At 63.3% G+C, this 25,201-nt stretch carries 24 protein-coding genes, 1 tRNA gene and 2 pseudogenes; 14 read left to right on the forward strand and 13 right to left on the reverse strand.

All coding sequences use genetic code 11. The features are described from left to right. Nucleotides 1-29: 29 nt before the first annotated feature. The 4 genes from AC2VNO_RS10830 to fabV all read right to left on the reverse strand — a co-directional run bounded on the left by AC2VNO_RS10830 (nt 30) and on the right by fabV (nt 3,959). A complete protein-coding gene (locus tag AC2VNO_RS10830; protein WP_486934144.1) occupies nt 30-1,244 on the reverse strand; it encodes an aspartate aminotransferase family protein in 1,215 nt (404 codons plus the stop codon). Between the two features lie 111 nt (nt 1,245-1,355). Then, nucleotides 1,356-2,333, reverse strand: a complete 978-nt coding sequence (locus AC2VNO_RS10835) for a GlxA family transcriptional regulator (protein ID WP_486934145.1) — start codon at nt 2,331-2,333, stop codon at nt 1,356-1,358. Nucleotides 2,334-2,477: 144 nt separating this feature from the next. After that, nucleotides 2,478-2,687, reverse strand: a complete 210-nt coding sequence (locus tag AC2VNO_RS10840; RefSeq protein WP_486934146.1) for a hypothetical protein — start codon at nt 2,685-2,687, stop codon at nt 2,478-2,480. A gap of 60 nt (nt 2,688-2,747) precedes the next feature. Continuing rightward, entirely contained in the window at nt 2,748-3,959 is a 1,212-nt protein-coding gene (fabV, locus tag AC2VNO_RS10845) for an enoyl-ACP reductase FabV (protein ID WP_486934147.1), read from the reverse strand. 161 nt (nt 3,960-4,120) lie between these two features. Here fabV and AC2VNO_RS10850 point away from each other — a divergent pair, with 161 nt between their 5' ends. Next, nucleotides 4,121-4,510, forward strand: coding sequence for a DUF7079 family protein (locus AC2VNO_RS10850; RefSeq protein ID WP_228575316.1), 390 nt, complete (start codon nt 4,121-4,123; stop codon nt 4,508-4,510). A 15-nt stretch (nt 4,511-4,525) separates the two neighbouring features. Here AC2VNO_RS10850 and AC2VNO_RS10855 read toward each other — a convergent pair whose 3' ends face one another. Next, complete coding sequence (locus AC2VNO_RS10855) at nt 4,526-5,020, reverse strand: glutathione peroxidase (RefSeq protein WP_486934148.1); 495 nt, start codon at nt 5,018-5,020, stop codon at nt 4,526-4,528. Between the two features lie 229 nt (nt 5,021-5,249). Here AC2VNO_RS10855 and AC2VNO_RS10860 point away from each other — a divergent pair, with 229 nt between their 5' ends. Further along, nucleotides 5,250-6,902, forward strand: coding sequence for an acyl-CoA dehydrogenase family protein (locus tag AC2VNO_RS10860; RefSeq protein WP_486934149.1), 1,653 nt, complete (start codon nt 5,250-5,252; stop codon nt 6,900-6,902). Here AC2VNO_RS10860 and AC2VNO_RS10865 read toward each other — a convergent pair. From AC2VNO_RS10865 to AC2VNO_RS10880, 4 genes are all read right to left on the reverse strand, one after another. After that, nucleotides 6,842-8,065 carry an EAL domain-containing response regulator gene (locus AC2VNO_RS10865; RefSeq protein ID WP_486934150.1) on the reverse strand — a complete coding sequence of 408 codons (1,224 nt, stop codon included), beginning with the start codon at nt 8,063-8,065 and terminating at the stop codon, nt 6,842-6,844. The two genes, AC2VNO_RS10860 and AC2VNO_RS10865, sit on opposite strands and share 61 nt — an antisense overlap. Nucleotides 8,066-8,157: 92 nt before the next feature. Continuing rightward, a complete protein-coding gene (locus tag AC2VNO_RS10870; protein WP_486934151.1) occupies nt 8,158-8,775 on the reverse strand; it encodes a LysE family translocator in 618 nt (205 codons plus the stop codon). Nucleotides 8,776-8,820: 45 nt separating this feature from the next. After that, complete coding sequence (gene rnk / locus AC2VNO_RS10875) at nt 8,821-9,234, reverse strand: nucleoside diphosphate kinase regulator (RefSeq protein WP_486934152.1); 414 nt, start codon at nt 9,232-9,234, stop codon at nt 8,821-8,823. Nucleotides 9,235-9,392: 158 nt separating this feature from the next. Continuing rightward, the gene (locus tag AC2VNO_RS10880) at nt 9,393-9,551 is read right to left on the reverse strand and encodes a hypothetical protein (RefSeq protein WP_486934153.1); all 159 of its coding nucleotides are present in this window, start codon (nt 9,549-9,551) and stop codon (nt 9,393-9,395) included. 368 nt (nt 9,552-9,919) lie between these two features. Here AC2VNO_RS10880 and AC2VNO_RS10885 point away from each other — a divergent pair, with 368 nt between their 5' ends. Beyond that, on the forward strand, nt 9,920-10,336 hold the full coding sequence (locus AC2VNO_RS10885) for a GNAT family N-acetyltransferase (protein ID WP_486934154.1): 417 nt from the start codon (nt 9,920-9,922) through the stop codon (nt 10,334-10,336). Nucleotides 10,337-10,417: 81 nt separating this feature from the next. Here the strand turns inward: AC2VNO_RS10885 and AC2VNO_RS10890 are convergent. Beyond that, nucleotides 10,418-10,504 (reverse strand) — tRNA-Leu (locus tag AC2VNO_RS10890). Between the two features lie 137 nt (nt 10,505-10,641). Between AC2VNO_RS10890 and queA the strand changes: the two genes are divergently transcribed. The 5 genes from queA (at nt 10,642) to secF (ending at nt 16,259) form a co-directional block, all read left to right on the forward strand. Further along, nucleotides 10,642-11,682, forward strand: a complete 1,041-nt coding sequence (gene queA, locus AC2VNO_RS10895; RefSeq protein ID WP_486934155.1) for a tRNA preQ1(34) S-adenosylmethionine ribosyltransferase-isomerase QueA — start codon at nt 10,642-10,644, stop codon at nt 11,680-11,682. A 73-nt stretch (nt 11,683-11,755) separates the two neighbouring features. Beyond that, on the forward strand, nt 11,756-12,874 hold the full coding sequence (tgt, locus tag AC2VNO_RS10900) for a tRNA guanosine(34) transglycosylase Tgt (protein ID WP_486934182.1): 1,119 nt from the start codon (nt 11,756-11,758) through the stop codon (nt 12,872-12,874). Between the two features lie 102 nt (nt 12,875-12,976). Beyond that, on the forward strand, nt 12,977-13,306 hold the full coding sequence (gene yajC, locus AC2VNO_RS10905) for a preprotein translocase subunit YajC (RefSeq protein ID WP_486934156.1): 330 nt from the start codon (nt 12,977-12,979) through the stop codon (nt 13,304-13,306). Between the two features lie 153 nt (nt 13,307-13,459). After that, the gene (gene secD, locus AC2VNO_RS10910; RefSeq protein WP_486934157.1) at nt 13,460-15,310 is read left to right on the forward strand and encodes a protein translocase subunit SecD; all 1,851 of its coding nucleotides are present in this window, start codon (nt 13,460-13,462) and stop codon (nt 15,308-15,310) included. 22 nt (nt 15,311-15,332) lie between these two features. Continuing rightward, a complete protein-coding gene (gene secF, locus AC2VNO_RS10915) occupies nt 15,333-16,259 on the forward strand; it encodes a protein translocase subunit SecF (RefSeq protein WP_486934158.1) in 927 nt (308 codons plus the stop codon). 116 nt (nt 16,260-16,375) lie between these two features. On the opposite strand, the gene AC2VNO_RS10920 is transcribed toward secF, so the two are convergent. From AC2VNO_RS10920 to AC2VNO_RS10930, 3 genes and pseudogenes are all read right to left on the reverse strand, one after another. After that, the gene (locus AC2VNO_RS10920) at nt 16,376-18,082 is read right to left on the reverse strand and encodes a potassium/proton antiporter (RefSeq protein WP_486934159.1); all 1,707 of its coding nucleotides are present in this window, start codon (nt 18,080-18,082) and stop codon (nt 16,376-16,378) included. Nucleotides 18,083-18,100: 18 nt separating this feature from the next. After that, a pseudogene (locus AC2VNO_RS10925) lies at nt 18,101-19,198 on the reverse strand (AI-2E family transporter). Between the two features lie 374 nt (nt 19,199-19,572). Beyond that, entirely contained in the window at nt 19,573-20,367 is a 795-nt protein-coding gene (locus AC2VNO_RS10930) for an inositol monophosphatase family protein (RefSeq protein WP_228575292.1), read from the reverse strand. A 190-nt stretch (nt 20,368-20,557) separates the two neighbouring features. Between AC2VNO_RS10930 and trmJ the strand changes: the two genes are divergently transcribed. The 6 genes and pseudogenes from trmJ (at nt 20,558) to ndk (ending at nt 25,146) form a co-directional block, all read left to right on the forward strand. Continuing rightward, nucleotides 20,558-21,361, forward strand: coding sequence for a tRNA (cytosine(32)/uridine(32)-2'-O)-methyltransferase TrmJ (trmJ, locus tag AC2VNO_RS10935; protein ID WP_486934160.1), 804 nt, complete (start codon nt 20,558-20,560; stop codon nt 21,359-21,361). A 115-nt stretch (nt 21,362-21,476) separates the two neighbouring features. After that, nucleotides 21,477-22,349 (forward strand): annotated as a pseudogene (cysE, locus tag AC2VNO_RS10940) (serine O-acetyltransferase); the annotation flags it as partial. 125 nt (nt 22,350-22,474) lie between these two features. Beyond that, nucleotides 22,475-22,945, forward strand: a complete 471-nt coding sequence (locus AC2VNO_RS10945; RefSeq protein WP_228575286.1) for a Fe-S cluster assembly transcription factor — start codon at nt 22,475-22,477, stop codon at nt 22,943-22,945. A gap of 40 nt (nt 22,946-22,985) precedes the next feature. Next, entirely contained in the window at nt 22,986-24,134 is a 1,149-nt protein-coding gene (locus tag AC2VNO_RS10950) for an aminotransferase class V-fold PLP-dependent enzyme (protein WP_486934161.1), read from the forward strand. Between the two features lie 36 nt (nt 24,135-24,170). Next, the gene (locus AC2VNO_RS10955) at nt 24,171-24,497 is read left to right on the forward strand and encodes a HesB/IscA family protein (RefSeq protein ID WP_228575282.1); all 327 of its coding nucleotides are present in this window, start codon (nt 24,171-24,173) and stop codon (nt 24,495-24,497) included. 223 nt (nt 24,498-24,720) lie between these two features. Further along, on the forward strand, nt 24,721-25,146 hold the full coding sequence (ndk, locus tag AC2VNO_RS10960) for a nucleoside-diphosphate kinase (protein WP_228575280.1): 426 nt from the start codon (nt 24,721-24,723) through the stop codon (nt 25,144-25,146). Nucleotides 25,147-25,201: the final 55 nt, after the last annotated feature.

The raw sequence follows: 25,201 nt of genomic DNA on the forward strand, positions 1-25,201 counted from the left end.
GGCGGGAGGGGGCATGGCTTGACCAGACTTCACTTGGCCGCGACCAGCCGTTCGATCGCACGCTCCAGCCGCGTCATGCCCTCGGCGATGTCGGCCTCGGGAATCACCAGAGACGGTGCCATGCGCAGCACGTTGGGACCGGCGATCAGCGCCATCAGCCCCTCTTCGATGGCCAGCGGCAGGATGTCCTTGGCACGGCCCTCGTACTCGGACGACATCTCGGCGCCAACCAACAGCCCCATACCGCGAATCTCCTTGAATACGCCGTACTTGCGGTTGATCGACTCGAGATGCTCGCGGAACAGATCGTGGCGCTGCTTGACGCCGCCCAGCACTTCGGGGGTATCGATGTGCTCCACGGCGGCCAGGGCCACGGCCGAGGCCAGGGCGTTGCCACCGTAGGTCGAGCCGTGGGTACCGATGGCCAGCGCCGGGGCGACGCGATCGGTAGTCAGCATGGCACCGATGGGGAAGCCGCCGCCCAGGGCCTTGGCGGTGGTAAGAATGTCAGGCTCGATGCCGTACTCCATGTAGGCATAGAGCGAGCCGGTGCGGCCCACGCCGGTCTGCACTTCATCGAAGATCAGCAGCGCATCATGGGCGTCGCACAGGTCGCGCAGACCCTGCAGGAACTCCTGAGTGGCCGGCTGGATGCCGCCCTCTCCCTGCATCGGTTCGACCATCACCGCACAGGTGTCGTCGTTGATCAGGTCGCGCACGCTGTCGAGGTTGTTGAACTCACCATGGACGATGCCGCCCGGCACCGGGCCGAAGCCCTGGGAATACTTGGGTTGGCCACCCACGCTCACGGTGAAGAAGGTGCGGCCGTGGAACGACTGATAGAACGAGACGATGCGATGCTTGTGCTCACCGAAGTTGTCGTGGGCCCAGCGCCGCGCCAGCTTCAGCGCCGCCTCGTTGGCCTCGCCGCCGGACGAGCAGAAGTAGGCCTTGTCGGCAAAGGTGCGCTCCACCAGGGCCTTGGCCAGTTTCAACGACGGCTCGTTGGTGTAGACATTGGAGAGGTGCCACAGCTTGCCGGCCTGCTCGGTGAGCGCTTCCACCAGCACCGGATGACAGTGCCCCAGTGAGTTGACGGCAATGCCACCGGCGAAGTCGATGTACTCGCGCCCCTCCTGGTCCCACAGTCGGCTACCCTCGCCGCGCACCGGAATGACATTCTGGGGGGAGTAGTTCGGCACCATGTACTGGTCGAAGTCGGCACGGGTCGGGGTATGGCTCATCTCGGTCTCCATTCCTGCAAAAGTGATAGCAACGCAACGATGTCACTCGAGTATAAGGAGCGACGGGCGGGCCGGCTTTCAGCAATGGGACCCCGACTTCTAGATAAGGACTTAAAGTCGCTCTTCGCGCGGGGTAACCCCGAAATGGTTGCGGTAGGCGGTGGAGAAATGGGCGGGCGAGGAGAAGCCCGTCTTCATGGCGATCTCCCCTGCGGGCAGGTCGCTCTCACGAAGCAGGCGGCGGGCCTCCTTCAGGCGCAGGTCGAGGTAGTAGCGGCCAGGCACGGCTTGTAGGTACTTCTTGAACAGCCGCTCGAGCTGGCGGCGCGAGATGCCCAGGTGCTCGGCCAGCTCATGGGTGGTCAGCGGCTCTTCGATATTGGCTTCCATCAGCATGACGGCGTCCACCAGCGGTGCCGGGGCATGGCCCAACCGGGCGCGCAGCGGCACCTGCTGCGGCTCATCGCCCATGCGCACCCGCTCGAGCACGAAATGCTCCGAGACGCGCTCTGCCAGCTCGTTACCGTGATGGGTGGCGATCAGCGTCATCATCATGTCCATGGCCGCCGTGCCGCCGCCACAGGTGAGGCGGTCGCGGTCGATCTCGAACAGCTGCTGGGTCAAGCGCACACGAGGAAAATCACGTGTGAAGGCGGCAAAGCGCTGCCAAGGCAGCGTGGCGCGATAGCCGTCCAGCACACCCGCACGCGCCAACAGCTCGGTGCCACCCCCCACCCCCACCAATACCACACCGCTGCGTCCCAGCAGGCGCAGCTGGCCCGGCAGCGCGCTTTCATGCATGGCCGGCAAAGGGCTGGGCGCACAGACGATCAGCATGTCCAGCTCGGGAGAAGCAAGTTCGAAGGGGGTGCAGGCCGTCTGGCTGATATCGGCCATGCTGACGACCTCGCCCCCAGCCGGGGAGAACGCCTGCAGACGATAGAGCCGGCGGCCGGCCAGCTGATTGGCCACCGTCAGCGGCTCCAGGGCACAGGCCTGAGCCAGCAACGAGAAGCCCGGCAGTGTCAGTACCCCGACCCAGCGGGGGGTGGCGCTAACACAGGATGTGGCCGTGGAGTTGTCGGGCATTGAGCAGTGCCATGAGCCGGGACGAAGCGGAAATGGTACTCCATCGGCAGCGTTGGCAATACCGCGCGCTCCTAGCCCCGCCCCAACGACGAACCCCGTGACCAGGGCCACGGGGTTCGTCGGTTCAGGGCGGCAAAAAAGAGATTACAGCCAGGCTGCCGAGAGCAACCTGTAGATCAGGAACACCCCCGCGGCGATGGCGACGCCCAGCACCAGCCAGTGCCACCCCTTGGCGGGTCGCTTGGCTTCGGGCTGGCCAGCATCCGGCTCGCGATGCTCGAAGTCTTCGGGCATTCTCACTTCCTTGAGATGCTCGTACTCCTCTTGCGACGTCTTGCTCTCCCTGGTGTCCATGGAAATCTCCTTTGACGCTGGTTTTGCCCGCCTTGCCTCACCTTTGCTGTTGCAGCGGACCTATAACGTCACGACATCAAAATTCACTTCCGGGTTCACCTCGGCATCGTAATCGACGTCGTCGCGCTCGAACCCGAACAGCTTCAGGAAGTCGTGCTTATAACCAGCATAGTCGGTGATCTGGAAAAGGTTTTCGGTGGTCACCTGCGGCCACAGGTCCTTGCAGGCCTGCTGCACGTCGTCGCGCAGCTCCCAGTCGTCCAGACGCAGGCGTCCCGCTTCATCGGTGGCGAGCTCGCCGCCCTGTCCTTGAGATGAGTAGAGACGATCCCCGAACAGACGGTTGAGCTGCTCGATGGTGCCCTCATGCAGCCCTTTTTCCTTCATCACCTTGTAAACCATGGCGATGTAGAGCGGCATGACCGGAATGGCTGCGCTGGCCTGGGTCACCACCGACTTGAGCACGGCCACGTTGGCGCCGCCGCCGGTGGCCTTGAGCTTGGCATCGAGTTCCCCGGCAGCGCGGTCGAGATCCTCTTTTGCCTTGCCCAGAGCGCCATGCCAGTAGATCGGCCAGGTGATCTCGGTGCCGATGTAGCTGAACGCCACGCTACGGGCGCCGGGTGCCAGCACACCGGCACGGTCCAGGGCATCGATCCAGAGCTCCCAATCCTCGCCGCCCATCACCGCCTTGGTGTCCTCGATCTCCTGCTCGGTGGCGGGCTCCACTTCGGCTTCGATGATGACATCCTTGTTGGTATCGATGGCGGTGGCGCGATAGGTCTCGCCGATGGGCTTGAGCGCGGAGCGCTTCAGTTCACCGCTGTCGGGCAGCTTGCGCACCGGCGAGGCCAGCGAGTAGACCACCAGATCGATCTGGCCCATGTCCTGCTTGATCAGCTCGATGGCCTTGTCGCGCGCCTCGTGGGAGAAGGCGTCGCCGTTGATCGACTTGCTGTAGAGTCCTTCGGCCTTGGCAAACTTGTCGAAGGCGGCGGCGTTGTACCAGCCGGCGGTGCCGGGCTTCTTCTCGCTGCCGGCCTTTTCGAAGAACACGCCCAGCGTGTCGGCACCGAAGCCGAACGCTGCGGTAATCCGTGCCGCCAGGCCATAGCCGCTGGAGGCACCGACCACCAGCACCTTCTTCGGCCCATTGGCCTTGTCGAACTGACGCGCACGGGTCGCCTCGATCTGCTCGAGCACATTCTTCTCGCAGCCAAGCGGATGAGTGGTGGTACAGATGAAACCGCGAACCTTGGGTTTGATGATCACGACAGACCTCGTTATTGGTGTTGCAGCGCCGCTCGGGGCGCCGTCTCGATACGAATGAGCAGTGGCGACATTCTAACGGTCACACTTGCGTCTGTCCGCACTTGAGCGACGATGGCTACTGGGGCACGATGCAACCCCGGTATCCGTGGCAGGAGATGATCATGAACGCACAGGCGCTGGTGGATGAACGTGGCGAGCTGTGGCTGACGCTGGCCCCGCTGTGGCTGGACCGCGAACCCAGCGAGCGCGAATTCACACGGATGGTGGCGGTGATTGAGCGTCAGCAATTGACGCTGCACGAACTGGAATGGATCTTCCGCCTGGAACTGGCCCCGGTGATGGCACGCAACCAGATGTCCATTGCCGGACGCTGGCGCGATTTCGACGATTATCAGTTGATGCAGCAGCTCGTCGCCCACAACCTCAGGCTCAAGGGATGGCGTCGCAAATCCTGGGCACTGTTTTCAGGCCTGACCACCATGATGACCCGACATCGCTGGAACGAGCTGATCGCCAGGGTGATGATGGAGCGAGGCGAGTCGCCTCATTGACACGAGAGCCGGCATCTATAGCTGGAAGTGCTCATCGAGCGTCTGCTCCAGTGCGCTCTCCAACGCCGGCCCACTTTCCCGTGGAGAGAAGCGACGCACCACCCTGCCATCCCGCGCCACCAGGAACTTGGTGAAGTTCCACTTGATCATGCCGGTGCCCATCACGCCCGGCGCCTGGCGCTTGAGTTCGACAAACAGCGGATGAGCGCCGCCGCCATTGACCTTGACCTTCTCCATGACCGGAAAGGTGACGCCATACTGACTGGAGCTGAAGGCACAAAAATCCAGTGCCGTTTCCGGCGACTGTCGAGCGAACTGATTGCAGGGAAAGGCCAGTACGGTAAAGCCACGGTCGCGGTGACTGCGATAGAGACGCTCCAGCTCGCCGAGCTGAGCCGTATAACCGCAGCGGCTAGCCACGTTGACGATCAGCAGTACCTGGCCCTGCAGGGCTCCCAGATTGAAGGGCTCGCCGCGAAAGGTGCGGCATACATGTTGATGTATGGTCATGTCTGCCTGCCTCACTGTCACCTTCCCCATGCCACGACTCACACCTAGCACTCCTCAGCGTAGCCCGGCAACCCTTGCGACGGGACTGACCAAAGCCAGGTTTCTTTACACGCCGGCTCCAAGCCTACCGGTAAGCGGCAACCAGGTCACGCCCGCTGCGCGTTGACCGACCCGGCGGGACTGACCATGCTGCAGGAACGAGGCACGACGGCGTCCGAGGAGAACCTGCATGCGCGACAATGCCCCTCGCAGCCGACTGACCACCCATGAGGTGGTCAACCAACCCGACACGCCCGGCGACAGCGACCTGTTCGCCGACGACCTGCCATTGCGTGAAGCGCTGGAGCGCGAAGCCCCCGCCTGGGTCAGCCAGCGCCTGACACCTCTGGGGCGCGAAGCGGGCAGCCTTCACGTACAGGCGTTGGGCGAACAGGCCAACCGCCACCCGCCGGAACAGCAACTGTTCGATCGTCATGGCCGGCGGCTGGACGAGGTGCGCTATCACCCCGCCTACCACGAGCTGATGCACCTGGCCATCGACAACGGCTGGCACGCCGTGGCCTGGCAGGAAGAGGGCCGCGGCGGCCACCAGGCCCATGTCGCCGCGCTCTACCTGCTGACCCAGGCCGAGCCCGGCTTCTGCTGCCCGGTGACCATGACCCACGCCGCCATGCCGGTGCTGCGCCGCAGCCCCGACATCGAAGCGGCATGGGCGCCGGGGCTGCTGGCCAACGCCTACGACCCGCGTCCGCTTCCCGCCGACCAAAAGCGCGGGCTCACCTTCGGCATGGCCATGACCGAGAAACAGGGCGGCAGCGACGTGCGCCGCAACACCACCCGCGCCGAACGCGACGGCGAGAGCTGGCGGCTCACCGGTCACAAGTGGTTCTGCAGCGCGCCGATGTCCGATGCCTTCCTCACCCTGGCCCAGACCGACGCGGGACTGACCTGCTTCCTGGCACCGCGCTTCACGCCGGACGGCGAGCGCAACGCCATCGAGCTCCAGCGCCTCAAGGAGAAGTGCGGCAACCGCTCCAACGCCTCCGCCGAGATCGAGTATCGCAGCGCCTGGGCAAGCCTGGTCGGCGAGCCCGGCCGTGGAGTGGCCACCATCATCGACATGGTGCAACAGACCCGACTCGATGCCGCCACCGCCCCGGTCGGCATGATGCGTCAGGCTTTGGTCGAGGCGTGGCGCCACGTGCGCGGTCGGCACGCCTTCGGCCGCCTGCTGGCGGAGCAGCCGCTGATGCAGGCGGTCATCGCCGATCTGGCGCTGGAGGTGGAAGCCGGCGTGGCACTGATCATGCGCGCCGCGCGCGCCTTCGACGGAGACGCTCGCGGCGAGGCACACGAAACGGCCCTGGCCCGAGTGCTGCCCACCTTGGCCAAGTACTGGCACAACAAGCGCGGGCCCGGCTTCATGGCCGAGGCCATGGAGTGCCTGGGCGGCATCGGCTATGTCGAAGAGTCGCCGCTGGCCAGGCTCTATCGCGAGGCGCCGGTCAACTCCATCTGGGAAGGCTCGGGCAACGTGATCTGTCTGGATCTGCTGCGGGTACTGGCGCGCCACCCCGAATCGATCGCCGCCCTGCGTGGCGAACTGCGCACCGCCCAGGGCCTGCAACAGGATCTCGATCTGGCCTTGGCCGGCCTGGAACACGACCTGACCCTGTCCGCCGAGCCCCTGGAGCCCCGCGCCCGCTGGCTGACCCAGCGTCTGGCACAGAGCCTGCAGGGCGCGCTGCTGCTACGCCATGCACCGGCCGAGGTGGCCGAGACCTTCTGTCGCTCGCGCCTCGGCGTGGAAGCCAGCCCGGCCTATGGCGTGCTGCCGGCCGGTTCGCCGCTGGCGGCGATTCTGGCGCGAATCGGCGACTGATCGCAGGCCAGCAGCGGTATCTCCTCGGCCGGGACCGGCCGCGACAAGCCGAAGCCTTGCACGTGGGTACAGCCGAAACGGGCCAGCATCGGCAGGCAGTCGAGTTCCTCGACCCCTTCGGCCACCACACGGATTCCTAGGCGCCGACCAAGCAGGGCGACAGCCTCTACGATGGCCGCGTCCTGACTCTCCTGTTGGATATGGCGAATGAAGCTGCGGTCGATCTTCAGCTCGCTGATAGGCAGCATCTGCAAGCGCGACAGCGACGAGAAGCCGACGCCGAAATCGTCCACCGCCACCTCCATGCCACTGAGGTGGAGCCGGGCGGCAATCTCCGAGCCTAGCAGCTCGTCATCCATGGCCGCGGTCTCGGTAATCTCGAGCACCACCAGTGGCGAATCGTCCGGAGCCAGTTGGCGCGTCAGTGACGGCAGCTGCGACTCCATCAGATCTTCGGCAGTGACATTGACCGAGAGCGACAAATACACGCCCTGCTCGCGCCAACGCTTTGCATCCGCCAGCGCCTGCTCCAGCACATGGCAGGTAAGGCGCCGACTCTGGCCGGCAGTCAGCATGGGCAAAAAGCTGGCTGGGCCGATCATGCCGATCTGGGGGTGCGCCCATCGCACCAGCGCCTCGACGCCGCTGAGTCGGCCGCTAGACAGTTCGAACTGGGGCTGATAGTGCACGGTGAGCTCATGCTGCTGCAGCGCCGACTCCAGTTCGGCCGCGGAGAAGAAGGGACTGTCTTCCGGAACGATGGTCGGCTTGCAACCGGGGTGCAGCCGCTCCAGCCGCTGCCTGAGCTCGGCCAGGCGCATCGGTTTGTCCAGAGAGCCGAGCATCTGCAATCCCAAGGTGTGCCCGACACGCTCGGCAATGCGAGAGATCTTGCGTTCGACGCCACCCAGCAGCAATACCCAGCCGGTGAAGCGTTGCTTAGCCAGCAGGCGCAGCAGCTCGATACCGTCCGGGTCGCCGAACTCAAGCCCCATGATCACAAGCTGAGGGGCACAATCGTCCAGCTCCGCCAGCAGTGCATCTGCCCGCCGGTAGCAGCGACTCTCGAGGCCCAGGACATGCAGCTGAAGCGAGAGGACCGCCACCACGTCGGGATCCTCGTCGAGCACCATCGCCAGGGCCCGCTCTTCGTCTATGTCCATTAACGGATTCATCAGGGGAAATCGCTCTCGAATGATACCGAGGCTTCCATCATCCCTGACGTACAGCCGGTTCGCTTATCGAACAACCCCCCTCAGCCGAGGGGGCCTGCCACCACTCGCAGCGCAAGTGCCAGCAGCATCACGCCAGTGATGCGATGAATCCAGTGGGCCCGCGACTGCAGCCAGGGCAGTACGCGCGAATGGGTCAATGACACCGCTACCAATACATACCAGGCGCCATCGATGATCATCGCCGTGAGCACGATGACCGCCTTGGCCACGAGCGACATGTCAGGGGTGACGAATTGACTGAGCAGCGCGATGAAGAACAGGATCAGCTTGGGATTGCCCAGGGCCACCAGCATGCCCTCGCGCGCAGCCTGGCGACGCGTCGTCGCCACACCGGCTGCCTCCAGCGCCGCCTCCCGACCTGCTCGTAGCGCCTTGATGCCAAGCCAGGCCAGGTAGGCCGCGCCGGCCCAGGTGATGGCTTGAAACAGGGTAGGGAAACGCACGATCAGCGCCCCCAGCCCCATCACCGTGAGCAGCGCGTAAAAGCCCACGCCCAACGCATGTGACAGGGCTGCCACGATACCCGGGGCGCGACCGCCACCGAGCGTATGGCGCAACACCAGCGCCAGGCTCGGCCCCGGCGACATCGCCCCCATGGCGCACACGGCTACCAGCGACATCCATAAAGAAAGCGGCACTCCCCTACTCCTTTTCGACCATACGATACAGACGCTGACACCACCTCAACGGTGGAACTGCCCCTCACGCTCGGGCTGCCACAGGATTGCATCAACGCGCAGAAGCGCAGTGCCGCCACCGGGCAGCGGCCATTCGATCTCGTCACCGATACGCAACCCGATGAGACCGGCCCCGATGGGCGCCATGACCGAGATGCCATCCTCCGTGCTAGCCAACGCATGCGGATAGACCAAGGTGCGAATCATCTGACGGTTACGTGTCAGATCGGTGAATTGCACCTGGCTGTTCATGCTGACGACATCTTCCGGAATATCCTCCGGGTCGATCACCTCGCCGCGTTCGAGCTCTTCTTCAAGGCAGTCGGCAACGAAGCGATCCTTGTCGCTGGCCTGATCGATCAAACGCTGCAACCGCTCCGCATCCAGGCGGTTGATGATGATGGGGGGACGAGACGACATACAACCTCCTTGGCACCGGCAGCGTCGATTGCTGCAATAGTGGCTGCCGGCCATGCAACGAAAACAGCCCTTCGCCCAAAATGGGAGAAGGACTGTGACTCTACTAATGGTAAGCCCAAGCCCAACGAAAGTCAGGCCCGGGAGATAATTGCGCGCCCCTAGCGCCTAGGCCGACGTCCCGAGGTGGCAAGCACCACGATACCCACCAGGGCCAGCGCCATGCCCACGAACGCGGCGGGATTCCGCGTTTGCCAACCGTACAGAACCAGTGCGAGCCCGAGTGCCACCAGCACCCAGGCAAAGCCTTTCACACCCATTGCGCAATCCTCGACTCGAGTATAGGCCTCAGCATGCAGCGAATAGGGAGTTACATCAAGAAAAGCGCAGATAGCGACCCCCTGTGCTGGCGTGGCGCCCACCATAGATCCGGTGGGCGGGCCACGCAAGTGCACTTCCCCCTCTCCTCAAGAAGGTCGCCCACGCCGGTTCTGCCTCAGCCCATCGCTGAAGGCCAGCATAATCATGGGCTTGTATTTTTAAAAATACCATGCTCTGGTTTTGTTCACCAAGTGCACTTCACTGTCTATCCTGTGCAAACACGGATTTTTAGCCTTAGACCGAAAATCCCCCTACTGGAGAACTACGAAACTGATTGCTCGATGAGAGTTTCGACTCAAGGCATATCATGACGACAACTGAACTGATACACATGATGCAGGTGGAAGGAGAGCGCTACAAACCCGGCTTCTGGCACGACGTCGACCTCAACGATTATGCTAGCAAGCTGTTAAACAGGGCTGAGATAAGGTTCCATTACAGCGAAGGTAAGTGCCAAGGTTTCATCGCCTATTATTGCAACGACATGGAGAGTCGTTGTGGTTATATCTCCTTGGTTCTTGTAGCGCATACCGCCCAGGGATCGGGACTGGCGAGAGAACTGTTGGAGCACGTCATCGACGCCATGGAACGGCGGAAGTTTACTCGGGTCAGGCTGCAAGTAGATAACGACAATCCGCGTGCCATCAACTTCTACAAGCGTCACGGGTTCGAGTTCGTCGAAGCTCAAAGTGAAACGTCGACAATGGAGCGCAAGCTCGCTTGAGTCACGCTGCGACCAAGCATGAAACAGGGGAAACGAGGCGGGAAAAGCCAGGTAAGGCTCTAAAGGAACTGAAAGGAAAAGTGGTACCGGCGGTCGGACTCGAACCGACAAGGGCTTGCACCCGGCGGATTTTGAATCCGCTGCGTCTACCAATTCCGCCACGCCGGCAGCGCCGAGCATTATACGTGGCCGGCGCGGCAGGTCAATCGTCAGGCCTGACGCGAGAAGCGATTTTCGGTATCCTTGGCGGCTGTTTGCGGCTGCCCGGCAGCTGCTCGTCTCGACTTTCCGTGGACCCACCTTGCATGCAGCGCGCCGATTTTCACTATGAACTTCCCGAGGAGCTGATTGCCCGCTACCCGTCCGAACGGCGCAGCGACTGCCGCCTGCTGTGCGTTAACGGCGCAAGCGGGGCGCTGGAACACCGCCGCTTCACCGACCTGCTGGAGCTACTGGAGCCAGGGGATCTGCTGGTATTCAACGACACCCGAGTGATTCCGGCACGGCTGCACGGACACAAAGCCAGCGGCGGCAAGATAGAGATGCTGCTGGAGCGCCCGCTGGACGCTCACCGCGGGCTGGCGCACATCCGTTCCAGCAAATCGCCCAAGCCGGGCACCGAACTGGTGTTCGAAGGCGATGTACGCGCCGTGGTGGAAGGTCGTCATGAAGCACTGTTCGAGCTCCGTTTTCTCGGCGAGACACCCCTCATCGAGCTGCTGGAGCGACACGGCCACATGCCGCTGCCGCCCTATATCGACCGTGCCGATGAGCTCGCCGACCGCGACCGCTATCAGACCGTATATGCGCGCCGCGACGGCGCCGTGGCAGCTCCCACCGCCGGACTCCACTTCGACCAGCCACTGCTGGAACGCCTCGCGGCCAGAGGAGTCGAAAGCGCATTCGTCACCTTGCACGTCGGCGCCGGCACCTTCCAACCGGTGCGCGCCGACGACATTCGCGAGCATCGAATGCACAGCGAGTGGATCGAAGTGAGCGATGCGGCCTGCGAAAAGGTCCGTGCCGCCCAGGCAGCGGGGCGCCGAGTCGTTGCGGTAGGCACTACCAGCGTGCGCTGCCTGGAGAGTGCATGCCTCCAGAGCGTCGACGGCAGCATCGCGCCCTACTGCGGCGAAACCGACATCTACATTTATCCCGGCTACGAGTGGCGTTGCGTGGATGCACTGATCACCAACTTCCACCTGCCCGAGTCGACCTTGCTGATGCTGGTCTCCTCCTTTGCCGGATACGAGACGATCATGGCGGCCTATCGCGAAGCCGTGGCCGAACGCTACGCGTTCTTCAGCTATGGCGACGCGATGTTTCTGACCCGCAAGAACACCTGACCTGCAAGGGGCCCGGCCATTTCTGCCTACTTGTTACTGTTCGAGACCGATACCCATGCGTAACGAAAGCTTCATGTCCTTCGAGCGGCTGGCCAGCGACGGCCGGGCGCGGCGCGGACGCCTCACCTTCCCCCGCGGCACGGTAGAAACCCCGGCCTTCATGCCGGTGGGCACCTACGGCACGGTCAAGGGCATGACGCCCAAGTCAGTGGAAGAGATCGGCGCCGACATCATACTCGGCAACACCTTCCACCTGTGGCTGCGCCCAGGCACGGAGGTGATCGAGGCCCACGGCGATCTTCACGACTTTGCTCAGTGGCACAAGCCGATTCTCACCGATTCCGGCGGCTTCCAGGTCTTCTCGCTGGGCGAGATGCGCAAGATTACCGAAGAGGGCGTGCATTTCCGCTCACCGGTGGATGGCGCCAAGGTATTCATGGGCCCTGAAGAATCCATGGCGGTGCAGCGCTCGCTGGGCTCCGACGTCGTCATGATCTTCGACGAGTGCACGCCCTATCCGGCCACCGAGCAGGAAGCCGAGCTTTCCATGGAGCGCTCGCTGCGCTGGGCCAAGCGCTCGCGGGATGCCCACGGCAGCTCGCCCTCGGCCCTGTTCGGCATCATCCAGGGCGGCATGTATCCCGAGCTGCGCCGTCGCTCGCTGGAGGGACTGATGGAAATCGGCTTCGACGGCCTGGCCATCGGCGGCCTGTCGGTGGGCGAACCCAAGGAAGAGATGATCGGGGTGCTGAACTATCTTCCCCAGTGGATGCCCGAGGAGTACCCGCGCTACCTGATGGGCGTGGGCAAGCCGGAAGATCTGGTCGAGGGCGTGCGCCGCGGCGTCGACATGTTCGACTGCGTGATGCCCACACGCAACGCGCGCAACGGCCACCTGTTCACCGCCGCAGGCACGATCAAGATCCGCAATGCCAAGTACCGCCATGATACTCGCCCGTTGGAAGACGACTGCGACTGCTATACCTGCCAGAACTTCTCTCGCAGCTATCTGCACCACCTGGACCGCTGCGGCGAAATGCTCGGCTCTATGCTCAATACCATCCACAACTTGCGCTATTATCAGCGCCTGATGGCCGGTTTGCGCGGTGCCATCGAAGCGGGTACATTGGCTGACTTCGTGGCAGGCTACTATGCGCAGCGGGGGCTGCCGGTACCTGACGCACCGGATTGAATGACCGGCCGATGAGCGCCTGGCGCCCGGTTCATGACCGCATCGGCCGGCAGCAGCATACTCATTCGCGACTTAACCTACCTCTCAGGAGAAACGCTTCTCATGCTGGACTTCTTCATCTCCCCGGCCATGGCTCAGGACGCCGGCGGCGCCGGTGGCGGCATGGCACAAATCATCATGCTGGTCGGTTTCGTGCTGATCTTCTACTTCCTGCTGTGGCGTCCTCAGGCCAAGCGGGCCAAACAGCACCGCGAACTGGTCGGCGGCCTGTCCAAGGGCGACGAGGTAGTGATCGGCGGCGGTCTGGTAGGACGTATCACCAAGGTGAGTGACGAGTTCATTACCCTGGAAGTGTCCGAAAACACCGAAGTCAACGTACAGAAGAGTGCCGTGGCCAACGTGCTGCCCAAGGGCACCATCAAGTCCATCTAACGTCGACGCTCCTCGCCCTTGCCGTTGGCTCGTCCCGAGCCGGGTAACGGCGGGGGTCGCATGGCGGCCGGGTGTCCCACTCCTCGAACGGAGCGGACACACGGCCGCGCTGCCGTCCCGTAGCCTTCTTTACGCAACCTAGGCAGGGCTCCCATGCTCAACCGTTATCCCTTGTGGAAGTATCTGCTGATACTCATCGTGCTCCTGGCCGGTGTCGTTTATTCGCTGCCCAACCTCTATCCGGAGGACCCGGCAGTGCAGATCAGCAGCGCTCAGGGCGACACGACCCTGGATGATGCGCAGCTCGAGCGCGTCCAGCAGACCCTTCGCGACGCCGGCATCGGCATCAAGGCCGTGGAACGCGATGAGGCCAGCGTGCTGATCCGCCTCGACGACCCCGATTACCAGCTACGCGCCCGCGACCTGTTGACCGAGCGACTCGGCAACGATTTCGTGGTGGCGCTCAATCTGGCCGAATCCACCCCGACCTGGCTGCAAAGCCTGGCCGCCTCGCCCATGACACTGGGCCTGGACCTGCGTGGTGGCGTGCACTTCCTGCTTGAAGTCGACATGGATGCGGCCGTGACCCAGCGTCTCGAGGTCAACGCCAGTGCCATGCGCGAACAGCTGCGCAGCGAGCGCATTCGTTACCGCGGCACCGATATCGATGGCCGCACGCTGACCATCACCTTTGCCAGTGACGAAGACCGTGACACGGCACGCCGGCTGATCAGTCGCGAGTTCCGCGATTTCGACTATGCCAGTGAACAAGAGGGGCGGGCCTCACTGCTGGTGATGACGCTGACCGACCAGGCGGTCAACGAGATCCAGGACTACGCCATCAACCAGAACCTCACCACCCTGCGCAATCGGGTTGACGAACTGGGCGTGGCGGAGCCGCTGGTGCAGCGCCAGGGGCCGGACCGGATCGTGGTAGAGCTGCCCGGCGTTCAGGACACCGTCGCCGCCAAGCGCGTGGTAGGTGCGACTGCCAACCTCGAATTCCGACTCGAGGCGCGCCCGGACACGCCTGACATCGAAACCGAGAGCTTCGCTTTCCGCAACAACCCGAACCGCACCGCCGACCTGATGCGCGATGTCATCATCACCGGTGACAGCGTTTCCAGCGCCAGCCGCAGCTTCGACGAGAACGGGCGCCCCCAGGTCAACATCAACCTGGACGGTACCGGTGGCACCCTGATGAACCGTGCCACCCGCACCAACATCGGGCGCAACATGGCGGTGCTCTTCATCGAGCACAAGACCCGCGACCGGGTAGTGATGGAGGATGGCGAAGAGATCACCGTGCGCGAGCCCTATACCGAGCGCGGCCTGATCAGTCTGGCCACCATCCAGAGCGCACTGGGCAACAGCTTCCGCATCACCGGGCTCGACTCGCCCACCGAAGCGGGCGAGCTGGCGCTGCTGCTGCGCTCCGGCTCGTTGGCGGCCCCCATCTACTTCGTGCAGGAGCGCACCATCGGCCCGAGCCTGGGCGCCGAGAACATCCAACGCGGTGTAATGTCGGTGCAGATCGGCCTGCTGCTGGTCGTGCTGTTCATGCTGATCCGCTACAAGGTGTTCGGCATCTTTGCCAACGTGGCGCTGGCATTGAACCTGACCCTGCTGATCGCCGCCATGTCGCTGCTCGGCGCCACCCTAACGCTGCCGGGCATCGCCGGTATCGTGCTGACACTGGGCATGGCGGTAGACGCCAACGTGCTGATCTTCGAGCGAATACGGGAAGAGCTGCGCAACGGGCTGTCGATCCAGCAGGCCATCCATGCCGGCTACGAACGCGCCTTCAGCTCGATCGTCGACGCCAACATCACCACCCTGCTGGTGGCGGTCATTCTGTTCTCGATCGGCACCGGCCCGGTCAAGGGCTTCGCCGTGACCCTGTCGCTGGGGATCATCACGTCGCTGTTCACCGCACTGCTGGTGACCCGAGCGATGGTGAATCTCGTCTACGGCGGCAAACCGGTCAAGAAGCTCTGGATCTAAGGCTCACCAACTTGAGGTGGTTATGAAAACCCTCGTCAATCGACAGTTCGACTTCATGGGCAAGCGCCGGATCGCCTTTGCGATCTCCGGCCTGCTGATCCTGGCGTCGATCGTCTCGCTGCTGTTGCAGCAGCTCAATCTGGGGCTGGACTTCACCGGCGGCACCCTGATCGAAGTCCGCTATGCGACGGCCCCCTCGCTGGACGCCATCCGCCAGGTGCTCGAACAGGCCGGCTTCCGCGATGTTTCGGTGCAGACCTTCGGTGCCTCCACCGAGGTGTTGATCCGCCTGCAGCAGGCCTTCGAGCCCGATGTCGGCGAGCAGGTCGTCACCCTGCTGCGCGCCGAAGGCGATACCGTGGAGCTGGTGCGCGCCGAGTTCGTCGGCGCCCAGGTCGGCGAACAACTGCGCGACCAGAGCGGCCTGGGGCTGCTATTGGCCATGGCCGTGGTAATGGTCTACGTGGCCTTCCGCTTCCAGTACAAGTTCGCCATTGGGGCCGTGCTGGCGCTGTTCCACGACGTGCTCATCGTGGTCGGCATCTTCTCGCTGTTCCAGTTCGACTTCGACCTCACCGTCATGGCGGCGCTGCTGGCGGTCATCGGCTATTCGCTCAACGATACCATCGTGGTCTACGACCGGATTCGCGAAACGATCCGCACCTCGCGGATCGACGACATGCCGGCGATCTTCAACGAAGCGATCAACCTCACCCTGTCACGCACGCTGGCGACGTCTGGTACCACCTTGCTGGTACTGATGGCACTGCTGCTGCTGGGCGGAGACATGATCCACCACTTCTCCATCGCGCTGATCCTCGGGGTGGTGGTGGGTACCTTCTCTTCCATCTACGTGGCGGCCGCACTGCTGCTTGCCGTGAAGCTGGAGCGCAAGGACCTGATCCCGCCGAAGAAGGAAGAGCACGAGACGGAGGAGGAACTGCCCTAGCCACAAAGGATAACGACCCGGACGACCCTGCCCCCACAGCCTGGCTGCGGGGGCATTTTTCATCCGGTTTGAAGCTACTGCGAGAGGAGTGCAGTGATCTTCTCTGCCGCTCTCGATCAGTAAAACCTTACGCCAACGCTTTTAATTTTATCGCCCTCTACCTCCCTGACGACCCAGTGCATGCCGTGCCAGCTAACGTCATCACCCACCACGGGATGGCCCCCCACCCGCTGGGAGATGAAGTCCCCCAGGGTCATCTCTCCTTCACCGGGCGTGATCGCAAGGCCATAGGCCTTGGCAATTTCCTCCATCCGAGCATCGGCTTCGACCGTGAAGGGGCCGAAGAACTCCTGAGTCTTCTTGAGACGTTCCTCCCCGCTGAAGAGCTTGTTGAGGGCGGGAAGGTCATGTTCCCTGCCGATCACACAGACCACGTCTCCCAGCTGCAGCCGCGTGCTGCCCTTGGGGTGCAGCATGCTGCTGTCACGAAACAGAGCCGAAATGAGCGCTCCCGAGGGGAAGCGCAGCATTCGAATGGGCACGGCGTCCAGTGTCTCGTTCTCGACCCGATAGACGAACATCTCGTAGTCGTTCTCGGGCAGTACACCCAGCAGACCTCGCTGGTCAGGTTCCACGCTCGGCGGCACCTCCACCTTCATCCAGCGCGCCATCAGGGGAATGGTGCCCCCCTGGATGAGTAGCGACATAAGCACCACGGCAAAGGCGGCGTTGAAATAGAGCGAGGCGTTCTCGACCCCGCCGATCACGGGGAAGATCGCTAGCACGATGGGCACTGCCCCACGCAGCCCTACCCAGGAGATGAAGCCGACCTCGTGCCAGCGGAACTTGAAGAACGGCTTGACGGAGAGCACCACGGCCAGGGGCCGAGCCACGAATATCAGTACCAGCCCCAGCAGCGCAGCCGGCAGCGCGAGCTCCAACAGCTCGCTGGGGTTGACCAGCAGCCCCAGCATCAGGAAAAGGCCGATCTGGCTCAGCCAGGCCAGACCGTCGTTGACGGGTAGGATATAGGTCAGGTGCTTGCCCGGCTGGTTGCCGATCATCAGGCCCGCCAGGTAGATCGCCAGAAAGCCGCTGCCACCCAGCACGCTGGTGACACCAAACACGCAAAAGCCCAGCGCCAGGGCGAGCAGGGCGTAGAGCCCCGGCTCGATGTCGACCCAGCGCATCAGGCGGGCAATCAGCCAGCCCCCCCCGGCGCCGATGATGATCCCCAGCCCAAACTGCTGGACAAAGAAAAGCGCGGTCTCGACGATGCCACCGATATCCCCGACCAGCAGCTCGATCAGCATAATGGTCAGGAAGATCGCCATGGGATCATTGGTCCCCGACTCGATCTCCAGGGTCGCCCCTACCCGCTCGTTGAGGTTGACCCCCCTGCCGCTGAGCATCGAGAATACCGCCGCCGCATCCGTGGAGCCCACGATGGCGCCGATCAGCAGCCCTTCGATCAGGCTAAGATCGAAGATCCACATGGCGATCAGCCCGGTGATGCCGCTGGTCAGGAAGACCCCGGCGGTGGCCAGAGCCATCGCCGGCTTGAAGGCGGCACGGAAAGTAGTCAACCGCGTGCGTAGGCCGCCGTCGAGCAGAATCATCGCCAGCGCCAGGTGAGCGATCATGAACGCCAGGGGATAGTCGTCGAAGCGAATGCCCAGGACGCCTTGCTCGCCGGCCAGCATGCCGAGCCCCAGGAAGAGCACCAGCAGCGGCAGGCCGAACTGGCGGGAAACCCGGCTGGCGAGAATGCTGAGGGCGAGAAGAAACCCGGAAAGAAGAAACAGGGTATTGATAGCGTCCATCTCTCAGCCTTTGAAAATTTAGTTAATCGAGTTAGCTTTTGCCAGCGTATCGGCCTTCGCTGCTCGGCCGTGCTGCTGGATACCCCGTGGCCAGGCGTAAACCAGCGCCTTGAGCAGAGTCGCCAGAGGAATGGCAAAGAAAACTCCCCAGCCCCTCCTAAGAAGAACACTGCCACGATAATCGAGACCGGGTGGATATTGTTAGTTTCCGCGAAGAGAATCGGGGCCAGCACATTGCCGTCCAGCGCCTGAATCACGCCGTAGGTGATCAGCACGTAGAGGAACTCATTGCTCATGCCGAAGTGAAAGCCGGCTACCGCCGCCATCGGCAGGATGGCCACCGCCGCCCCGATGTAGGTCACCAGCACCGAGAAGCCCACCAGCACTGCCAGCACCGCCGAATAGGACAGACCGAAGAAGGCGGAAGGTGAAGAATGAAACGGTGCCGACGATGATGATCTCGATGAACTTGCCGCGCACATAGTTGGTGATCTGGGCGTCCATCTCCTACCAGATTCGGGCCATCAGGGTGCGCTTCTGCGGCAGCAGCGAGAGTACGAAGCCCACCAGCGTCTCGTGATCCTTGAGCAGGAAGAAGACCAGAATCGGCACCAGCACCAGGTAGATGATCAGCGCCAGCACGTTGCCCAGGGAGGCCAGCGACAGCGTCAGGGCGCGCTGGCCGAACAGGGTCAGCTCGCGACCGGCCACGGCGATCCAGCTCTGGATCTGGTCGGGGGTCACCAGTTGCTGGTAGCGCTCCTGCAGGTCGTCGAGCAGCTGCTGGCCGCTGGCGAACATGCGCGGCGTCTCCTGCACCAGCCCCACCATCTGGTTCCAAATCAGCGGCATCAGGATGAGGGCCAGCGCCAGCAGTAGGCCGATAAAGCCCAAGAACACCAGGCTCACCGCCAGCAGGTGGGGCACGTGGCGCCGCTCCAGCCAGCCCACCGCCCCCTGCAGCAGGAAGGCGATCACCAGCGCGGTGAGGAAGGGCGCCAGCATGCTGCGGAAAAGGATCACCACGGCGAACCCGAGCAGCGCCAGCAGGATCACCGCCTTTTTGTCGGAGAAGTAGTTGTCGATCCAACTCTTGAAGACGGAACGCAGCGTCATGTCGTACCCCAAGGCATACCTTTAACGCAGTTATGGCAGTCAGCCCCTGGCGGCCTGCTGGCGTTTAAAGAACAAGCGAGCCCACTCCATGGCCTATGAACAGGCGCAAACAGCGCCGTACCAGTCTGCCACCGGGTATCAAAGGTAGAGCCAGCTTGCCCTTGTAGCTTGTAGTGAGTGACCACCGGATTTCACACCCGCTTATCAAAACACTTATTATTCAACAAGATCAATAACTCTAGCATGTCGACTCCACGGAGACCCGCGCAATAAAAAAACCCCGAAGGTCGGATTTAGTGTCCAACCTTCGGGGTGCCGTTCAGAGCTCCCTGAGGGGGAGTGGGGGGCCGTGCCGTTACTCCTTCTACCGAGACCTAGAAATGCGGTTTGAGCTGCTGCACCAGAGCCTTGTACAGGCGCGGACCAGCGGCCATCAGCTGGCCTTCGGCTTCGATGCTGGGCTGTCCGTCAGGAGTACCCATCAACGCACCGGCCTCCTTGAGCAGCAGGGTACCGACCAGGCGGTCCTGCTCTTCCAGCCCCAGCACGAAGGCAGCGTCGACACGGCCCGCCGCCAGTTCGGCCATGTCGAGCAGGCCGCTGCCGGTGGCCAACTGCGCCTCCACCTGAGGACCGAGCTGCTGAACCAGGGTCAGATAGGCGGGAAGATGGCGCGAACGTTGCCCACTCTCGGGCAGGCTCATGGCTATCCGGGTGCCGGGAATGGCGCTGGACTTGGGCACACGAATCCGCTTGCCGTTGTGCTGGGCACCGCGGCCACGGCTGGTCAGGTATTCATCGTCGCTGAAGGGGCAGATCACCACCGCATGCTCCGGGCGACCCTTCACCAGGCACACCACCGACAGGGCAAAGCCACTGCCGGCGACGCCCAGGCTGGAATAGCCATGAAAAGGCTCGATCTGCCATTCGATATCCCGGCCTTCGCCTTCACCGGGACGGTGCGGCGTGAACCGGCCGATGACCCCGTGCTGGGGGTAACCGCGACTGAGCTGACGAACGATCAGCGTCTCGGCATTGCGGGCGGTATCCTCGAGCAGACGCTCGAGACTGTGTTCCTCGTGAGCATTCTCAATGCGCTCACGAATACGCAAGAACTGTTCAGCGGCGCTGCGCGTGGCGCGCAGGGCAAATTGGACCATCGGATGCATGATCGGGCCTTGGAGCGTCGGGGATGTTAAAGAACAGGCTAGTTCGAACGCAAAGCAGATGGTCCGAACGCGTGGCGCGCATCCTAGCAGAATCGTCAGGTGTGCGCCATTACCGCCGACAGGCGTGATAAACTCGCCCTCTTCTGCGGACCAACCCTCTTCACCACGTCATCGGCAAAGGCAGTTTTCCATGCTCGAGCGCATTCGTATCGTGCTGATCGGCACCAGTCACCCCGGGAATATCGGCGCCGCCGCTCGCGCCATGCACAACATGGGGCTGGGCGATCTGGCCCTGGTGGCACCGCGCTGCGAACCGCTGACCAGCGAGAGCATCTCGCGAGCCTCCGGCGCCGATCACATCGTGCACGCCGCCAAGGTGGTCGAGACACTCGATGAAGCAGTCGCCGACTGCACGCTGGCCGTGGGCGCCAGTGCGCGCTCGCGGACGCTGCCCTGGCCGATGATCACGCCACGCGAGCTGGGTGAACGACTGCCTCGGGAGCTGGCCGGCAGCGAATCGCGGGTGGCACTGGTATTCGGCCGCGAGGACAGCGGCCTTTCCAACGCCGAACTTCAACGCTGCCATGCCCATGTCCATATCCCTACCAACCCGGACTTCAGCTCGCTGAACCTGGCCGCGGCCGTGCAGGTGCTGGCCTATGAGTGCCGCCTGGCAAGCCTCTCGACCGAAGGCGAACCCAGGGAGACGGACGACGAAACCCACCAGCCCCTGGCCAGCCATCAAGAGCTGGAGCGTTACTTCGCCCATCTCGAACGAACCTTGGTCGCCATCGGCTTTCATGACCCCGCCATGCCGCGTCAATTGATGGCCCGGCTGAGACGCTTCACCCTGCGCGCGCGTCCCGAACGCATGGAACTCAACATCCTTCGCGGTATGCTGACGGCCACGGAAAAGTGCGCCGAGCATCATCCCCCCGGTGCCGCCAAGGGGCGCCAGAACCAGACCGGGGAGCGCAGCGACGAGGAGGTCTAGCACTAGGATCATGGTTCGCACGCGAAGCACCTTGAAGCCTTGCTGCCGCGCCCCCATATGATGACTCAACCACCCGCTCCCGCCGCCAGGCTGCCTCACCGCCACCAAGGACCGCTGCATGTTTCAACGACTGCGCGAGGACATCAATAGCGTATTCGCCCGTGATCCGGCAGCACGCAACTTCCTGGAAGTGCTCACCAACTATCCGGGACTGCATGCGCTGCTGCTGCATCGACTGGCCCACTGGCTGTGGCAAATGCGCCTCAAGTGGCTGGCCCGCACCCTCTCGACCTTCTCGCGCTGGCTCACCGGGATAGAGATCCATCCCGGGGCGAAGATCGGTAGGCGCTTTTTCATCGACCACGGCATGGGCGTGGTGATCGGGGAAACCGCCGAAGTGGGCGATGACGTCACCCTCTATCAAGGCGTGACGTTGGGCGGTACCAGCTGGCACAAGGGCAAGCGCCATCCGACTCTGGAGGATGGCGTCATCGTCGGTGCCGGCGCCAAGATACTCGGCCCCTTCAGCGTGGGCGCCGGGGCCAAGGTGGGCTCCAACGCGGTAGTCACCAAGGAGGTTCCACCCGGGGCCACGGTGGTGGGCATACCCGGCAAGATCGTCAAGCGTGCCGACCCGGATGCCGCCGATGTGCTTGATGTCGACCCCGAGCGTCGCGAGGCGATGCGCCGCAAGTTCGGCTTCGATGCCTACGGCGTGAGCGAGGACATGCCCGACCCGGTGGCACGCTCCATTCAGGCCATGCTCGATCACATGCATGCCGTGGACGAACGCATCGAACGCATGTGCGGCACGCTGCGCAAGCTCGATGCCAGCTATCGCGAGGGCAAGATGCCCCAGCTGCGCGACGAGGACTTCGCCGACATCCTTTCGGATGTCGACGGCTGCTGCGGCCCTACCGCCGTCGATGCAGGCCCCATGCATGACGGAGATCAAGACGGCAGCAAGCCACCGCGAGGCAATGGTTGACCTTGGTAGTCGGGCTTTCCCATAATGGCGTTTCATCCACGCTCGCGGCTTGCGGCGAGCCAATGCCGACCGCCCTGCCGTCATTGTCTGGGCCGAGGTCTCTCGATGCGCCGGAAGAGCTCACCATGCGTTTGACTACCAAAGGACGCTACGCCGTCACCGCCATGCTCGACCTGGCTCTGAACGTAGACAAGGGAGCCATCTCACTGGCCGATATTGCGCGTCGTCAGGAAATCTCCCTGCCCTATCTGGAGCAGCTCTTCGCTCGCCTGCGGCGCGCCGGACTGGTCAATAGCGTGCGCGGCCCCGGCGGCGGTTATCTGCTGGCGGTGCCTGCCGAAGCGATTTCGGTATCGAAGGTGATCGACGCCGTCGATGAATCGGTCGATGCCACCCGCTGCCAGGGGCTGTCGGACTGCCAGCAAGGTGACACCTGCCTGACGCACCACCTGTGGTGTGAGCTCTCCGATCAGATCCGCGGCTTCCTCGACGGCATCACTCTGGCACAGCTGGTCGAGCATGGTGACGTGCGCCGCATCGCTGCTCGCCAGAACAGCCGCAACGACGCCAATACCATTCTGACCTCCTCGCCTTGAGCCCCTGCTCGAGGAACGCACTGGAGACTCCCGCGAGACCATGAGCGACCTCGTCTATCTCGACTATGCCGCCACCACCCCGGTCGACCCCCGTGTCGCCGAGGTCATGCAGCGGCATCTCACGCTGGATGGCATCTATGCCAACCCCGCTTCTCGCAGCCACATGCTCGGCTGGCAGGCCGAGCAGGCCGTAGAGAACGCCCGGCGCCAGGTAGCCGACCTGATCGCCGCCGACCCACGCGAAATCGTCTGGACCAGCGGCGCCACCGAGGCCGACAACCTGGCACTGATCGGTTTCATGCGTGCCAATCGCGAACGCGGGCGCCACCTCGTGACCTCCATCATCGAGCACAAGGCGGTGGTAGACACGGCGACGGCACTCGAACAGGAGGGCTTCGAGGTTACCTGGCTTACCCCCGGTGCCGACGGCCGCATCCTGCCCGACCAGCTGAGCGAGGCGATGCGTGCGGATACCACGCTGGTGTCGTTGATGGCGGTCAACAACGAGCTGGGCTGCGTGCACGACCTGGCAGAGCTCGCCGAGGTGGCCCACGCCGGCGGCGCGGCCTTTCATGTCGACGCTGCCCAGGGCGTCGGGCGGATCGAACTGGATGTGAGTCGCCTGGGCATCGATTTGATGTCCCTTTCCGGCCACAAGGCCTATGGCCCCAAGGGCATCGGCGCCCTCTACGTACGGCGCAGCCCGGATATCCGCATCGAGCCGCTGATTCATGGCGGCGGGCACGAGCGCGGCATGCGTTCCGGCACGCTGGCGACTCATCAGATCGTCGGCATGGGTGAAGCCTTCGCTCTGGCCGCCGCCGAAGGCGAGGCCGACCAGCGGAATATCCTGGCGTTACGGAACCGACTGCTCGATGGGCTGTCCGAGCTGGACGGCATCCATTGCAATAGCGTGATCGACGTGGCGGTGCCGAACATTCTCAACCTGGCGTTCGAGGGAGTGGACGGCGAATCGCTGCTGATGGCCCTTCGCCGCATTGCGCTATCGACCGGTTCGGCATGCAATTCCGCCAGCGTCGAGCCATCCTATGTATTGAAGGGTATCGGCGTGCCGCGAGCCTTGGCGCTGGCTTCATTGCGCTTCAGCTTCGGTCGTTTCACCACCGAGGCCGATATCGATACCGCTCTGGAGGCGCTGCACCATGCCCTCCCGGGCCTGAGACGCTAACCGCCGCCCCGCCACTTTTGCTGCAGGAGAACGCACATGGCGCACCTTTCGATTACTACCTCCGCCGCCGAGCAAATCCAGCGTGTGCTGGAGGAGCGTGGACAAGGCCTGGGCCTGCGGGTCACGGTCAAGCCCAGCGGCTGCTCCGGCTACAGCTACGTGCTCGATTTCGCCGACGAAGCCGCCAATGACGACGCTGTGTTCGAGGCGCATGGCGCCACGGTCTTCGTCGCTCCCGAAGCCTTGGAAATGCTCGATGGCAGCGAAGTCGACTATGTCTCGGAGGGATTGAATCGTTTTTTTCGCTTCAATAACCCCAACGTCAAGGATCAATGCGGCTGCGGCGAGAGCTTCACCGTCTGAATGACAGGCGCTCGGGCATGGACGACGATTGTTCAACGCCCGCCCGCGGCGGTATACTCTGCGCCCATTGATGCTGATGCCGCCACGGTACAGACCCGGGGCTAGCGACAGCGACGCATCAGAATCCCATAGCGCCGCGCCGTACCGACTCCACCGTGAGCAGGTGCGGCGTGGCGCCGTACCATTCGCATCACCCTTCCACCACATCAACGAAGAGGCCCCCATGGCAACCGAACGCACTCTGTCCATCATCAAGCCCGACGCCGTCGCCAAGAACGCCATCGGCGAAATCATCTCCCGCTTCGAGAAAGCCGGCCTCAAGGTCGTTGCCGCCAAGATGCTTCAGCTGTCCGACGACAAGGCCGGCGGCTTCTACGCCGAGCACAAGGAGCGCCCCTTCTTCAAGGATCTGGTCGGCTTCATGACCTCGGGCCCGGTGGTCGTCCAGGTGCTGGAAGGCGATGATGCCATTGCCAAGAACCGTGAGCTGATGGGGGCCACCAACCCCAAGGAAGCCGCTCCCGGCACCATCCGCGCCGACTTCGCCGAAACCATCGACGCCAACGCCGTGCACGGCTCCGACTCGCCGGCTTCCGCCGAGCGTGAAGTGGCTTATTTCTTCAGTGCTGACGAGATCTGCCCGCGCTAAGGGATCTCTGCGAGCGGGGTGCCGTCCCCGCTCTCATCCTGACCCGACCTACGTG

This window comes from Halomonas sp. TH-94 (genome assembly GCF_057473365.1).

Bases quoted from the DNA above. Each gene is read 5' to 3' on its own strand.
- AC2VNO_RS10840 (WP_486934146.1), bottom strand. From the start codon at position 2,687: ATGGACACCAGGGAGAGCAAGACGTCGCAAGAGGAGTACGAGCATCTC.
- secF (WP_486934158.1), top strand. From the start codon at position 15,333: ATGAAAACCCTCGTCAATCGACAGTTCGACTTCATGGGCAAGCGCCGG.
- AC2VNO_RS10830 (WP_486934144.1), bottom strand. From the start codon at position 1,244: ATGAGCCATACCCCGACCCGTGCCGACTTCGACCAGTACATGGTGCCG.
- trmJ (WP_486934160.1), top strand. From the start codon at position 20,558: ATGCTCGAGCGCATTCGTATCGTGCTGATCGGCACCAGTCACCCCGGG.
- tgt (WP_486934182.1), top strand. From the start codon at position 11,756: ATGTCCTTCGAGCGGCTGGCCAGCGACGGCCGGGCGCGGCGCGGACGC.
- yajC (WP_486934156.1), top strand. From the start codon at position 12,977: ATGCTGGACTTCTTCATCTCCCCGGCCATGGCTCAGGACGCCGGCGGC.
- AC2VNO_RS10850 (WP_228575316.1), top strand. From the start codon at position 4,121: ATGAACGCACAGGCGCTGGTGGATGAACGTGGCGAGCTGTGGCTGACG.
- AC2VNO_RS10955 (WP_228575282.1), top strand. From the start codon at position 24,171: ATGGCGCACCTTTCGATTACTACCTCCGCCGCCGAGCAAATCCAGCGT.
- AC2VNO_RS10880 (WP_486934153.1), bottom strand. From the start codon at position 9,551: ATGGGTGTGAAAGGCTTTGCCTGGGTGCTGGTGGCACTCGGGCTCGCA.
- rnk (WP_486934152.1), bottom strand. From the start codon at position 9,234: ATGTCGTCTCGTCCCCCCATCATCATCAACCGCCTGGATGCGGAGCGG.
- ndk (WP_228575280.1), top strand. From the start codon at position 24,721: ATGGCAACCGAACGCACTCTGTCCATCATCAAGCCCGACGCCGTCGCC.
- AC2VNO_RS10885 (WP_486934154.1), top strand. From the start codon at position 9,920: ATGACGACAACTGAACTGATACACATGATGCAGGTGGAAGGAGAGCGC.
- AC2VNO_RS10860 (WP_486934149.1), top strand. From the start codon at position 5,250: ATGCGCGACAATGCCCCTCGCAGCCGACTGACCACCCATGAGGTGGTC.
- AC2VNO_RS10855 (WP_486934148.1), bottom strand. From the start codon at position 5,020: ATGACCATACATCAACATGTATGCCGCACCTTTCGCGGCGAGCCCTTC.
- AC2VNO_RS10930 (WP_228575292.1), bottom strand. From the start codon at position 20,367: ATGCATCCGATGGTCCAATTTGCCCTGCGCGCCACGCGCAGCGCCGCT.
- AC2VNO_RS10835 (WP_486934145.1), bottom strand. From the start codon at position 2,333: ATGCCCGACAACTCCACGGCCACATCCTGTGTTAGCGCCACCCCCCGC.
- secD (WP_486934157.1), top strand. From the start codon at position 13,460: ATGCTCAACCGTTATCCCTTGTGGAAGTATCTGCTGATACTCATCGTG.
- queA (WP_486934155.1), top strand. From the start codon at position 10,642: ATGCAGCGCGCCGATTTTCACTATGAACTTCCCGAGGAGCTGATTGCC.
- AC2VNO_RS10950 (WP_486934161.1), top strand. From the start codon at position 22,986: ATGAGCGACCTCGTCTATCTCGACTATGCCGCCACCACCCCGGTCGAC.
- AC2VNO_RS10945 (WP_228575286.1), top strand. From the start codon at position 22,475: ATGCGTTTGACTACCAAAGGACGCTACGCCGTCACCGCCATGCTCGAC.
- AC2VNO_RS10865 (WP_486934150.1), bottom strand. From the start codon at position 8,065: ATGGACATAGACGAAGAGCGGGCCCTGGCGATGGTGCTCGACGAGGAT.
- AC2VNO_RS10920 (WP_486934159.1), bottom strand. From the start codon at position 18,082: ATGGACGCTATCAATACCCTGTTTCTTCTTTCCGGGTTTCTTCTCGCC.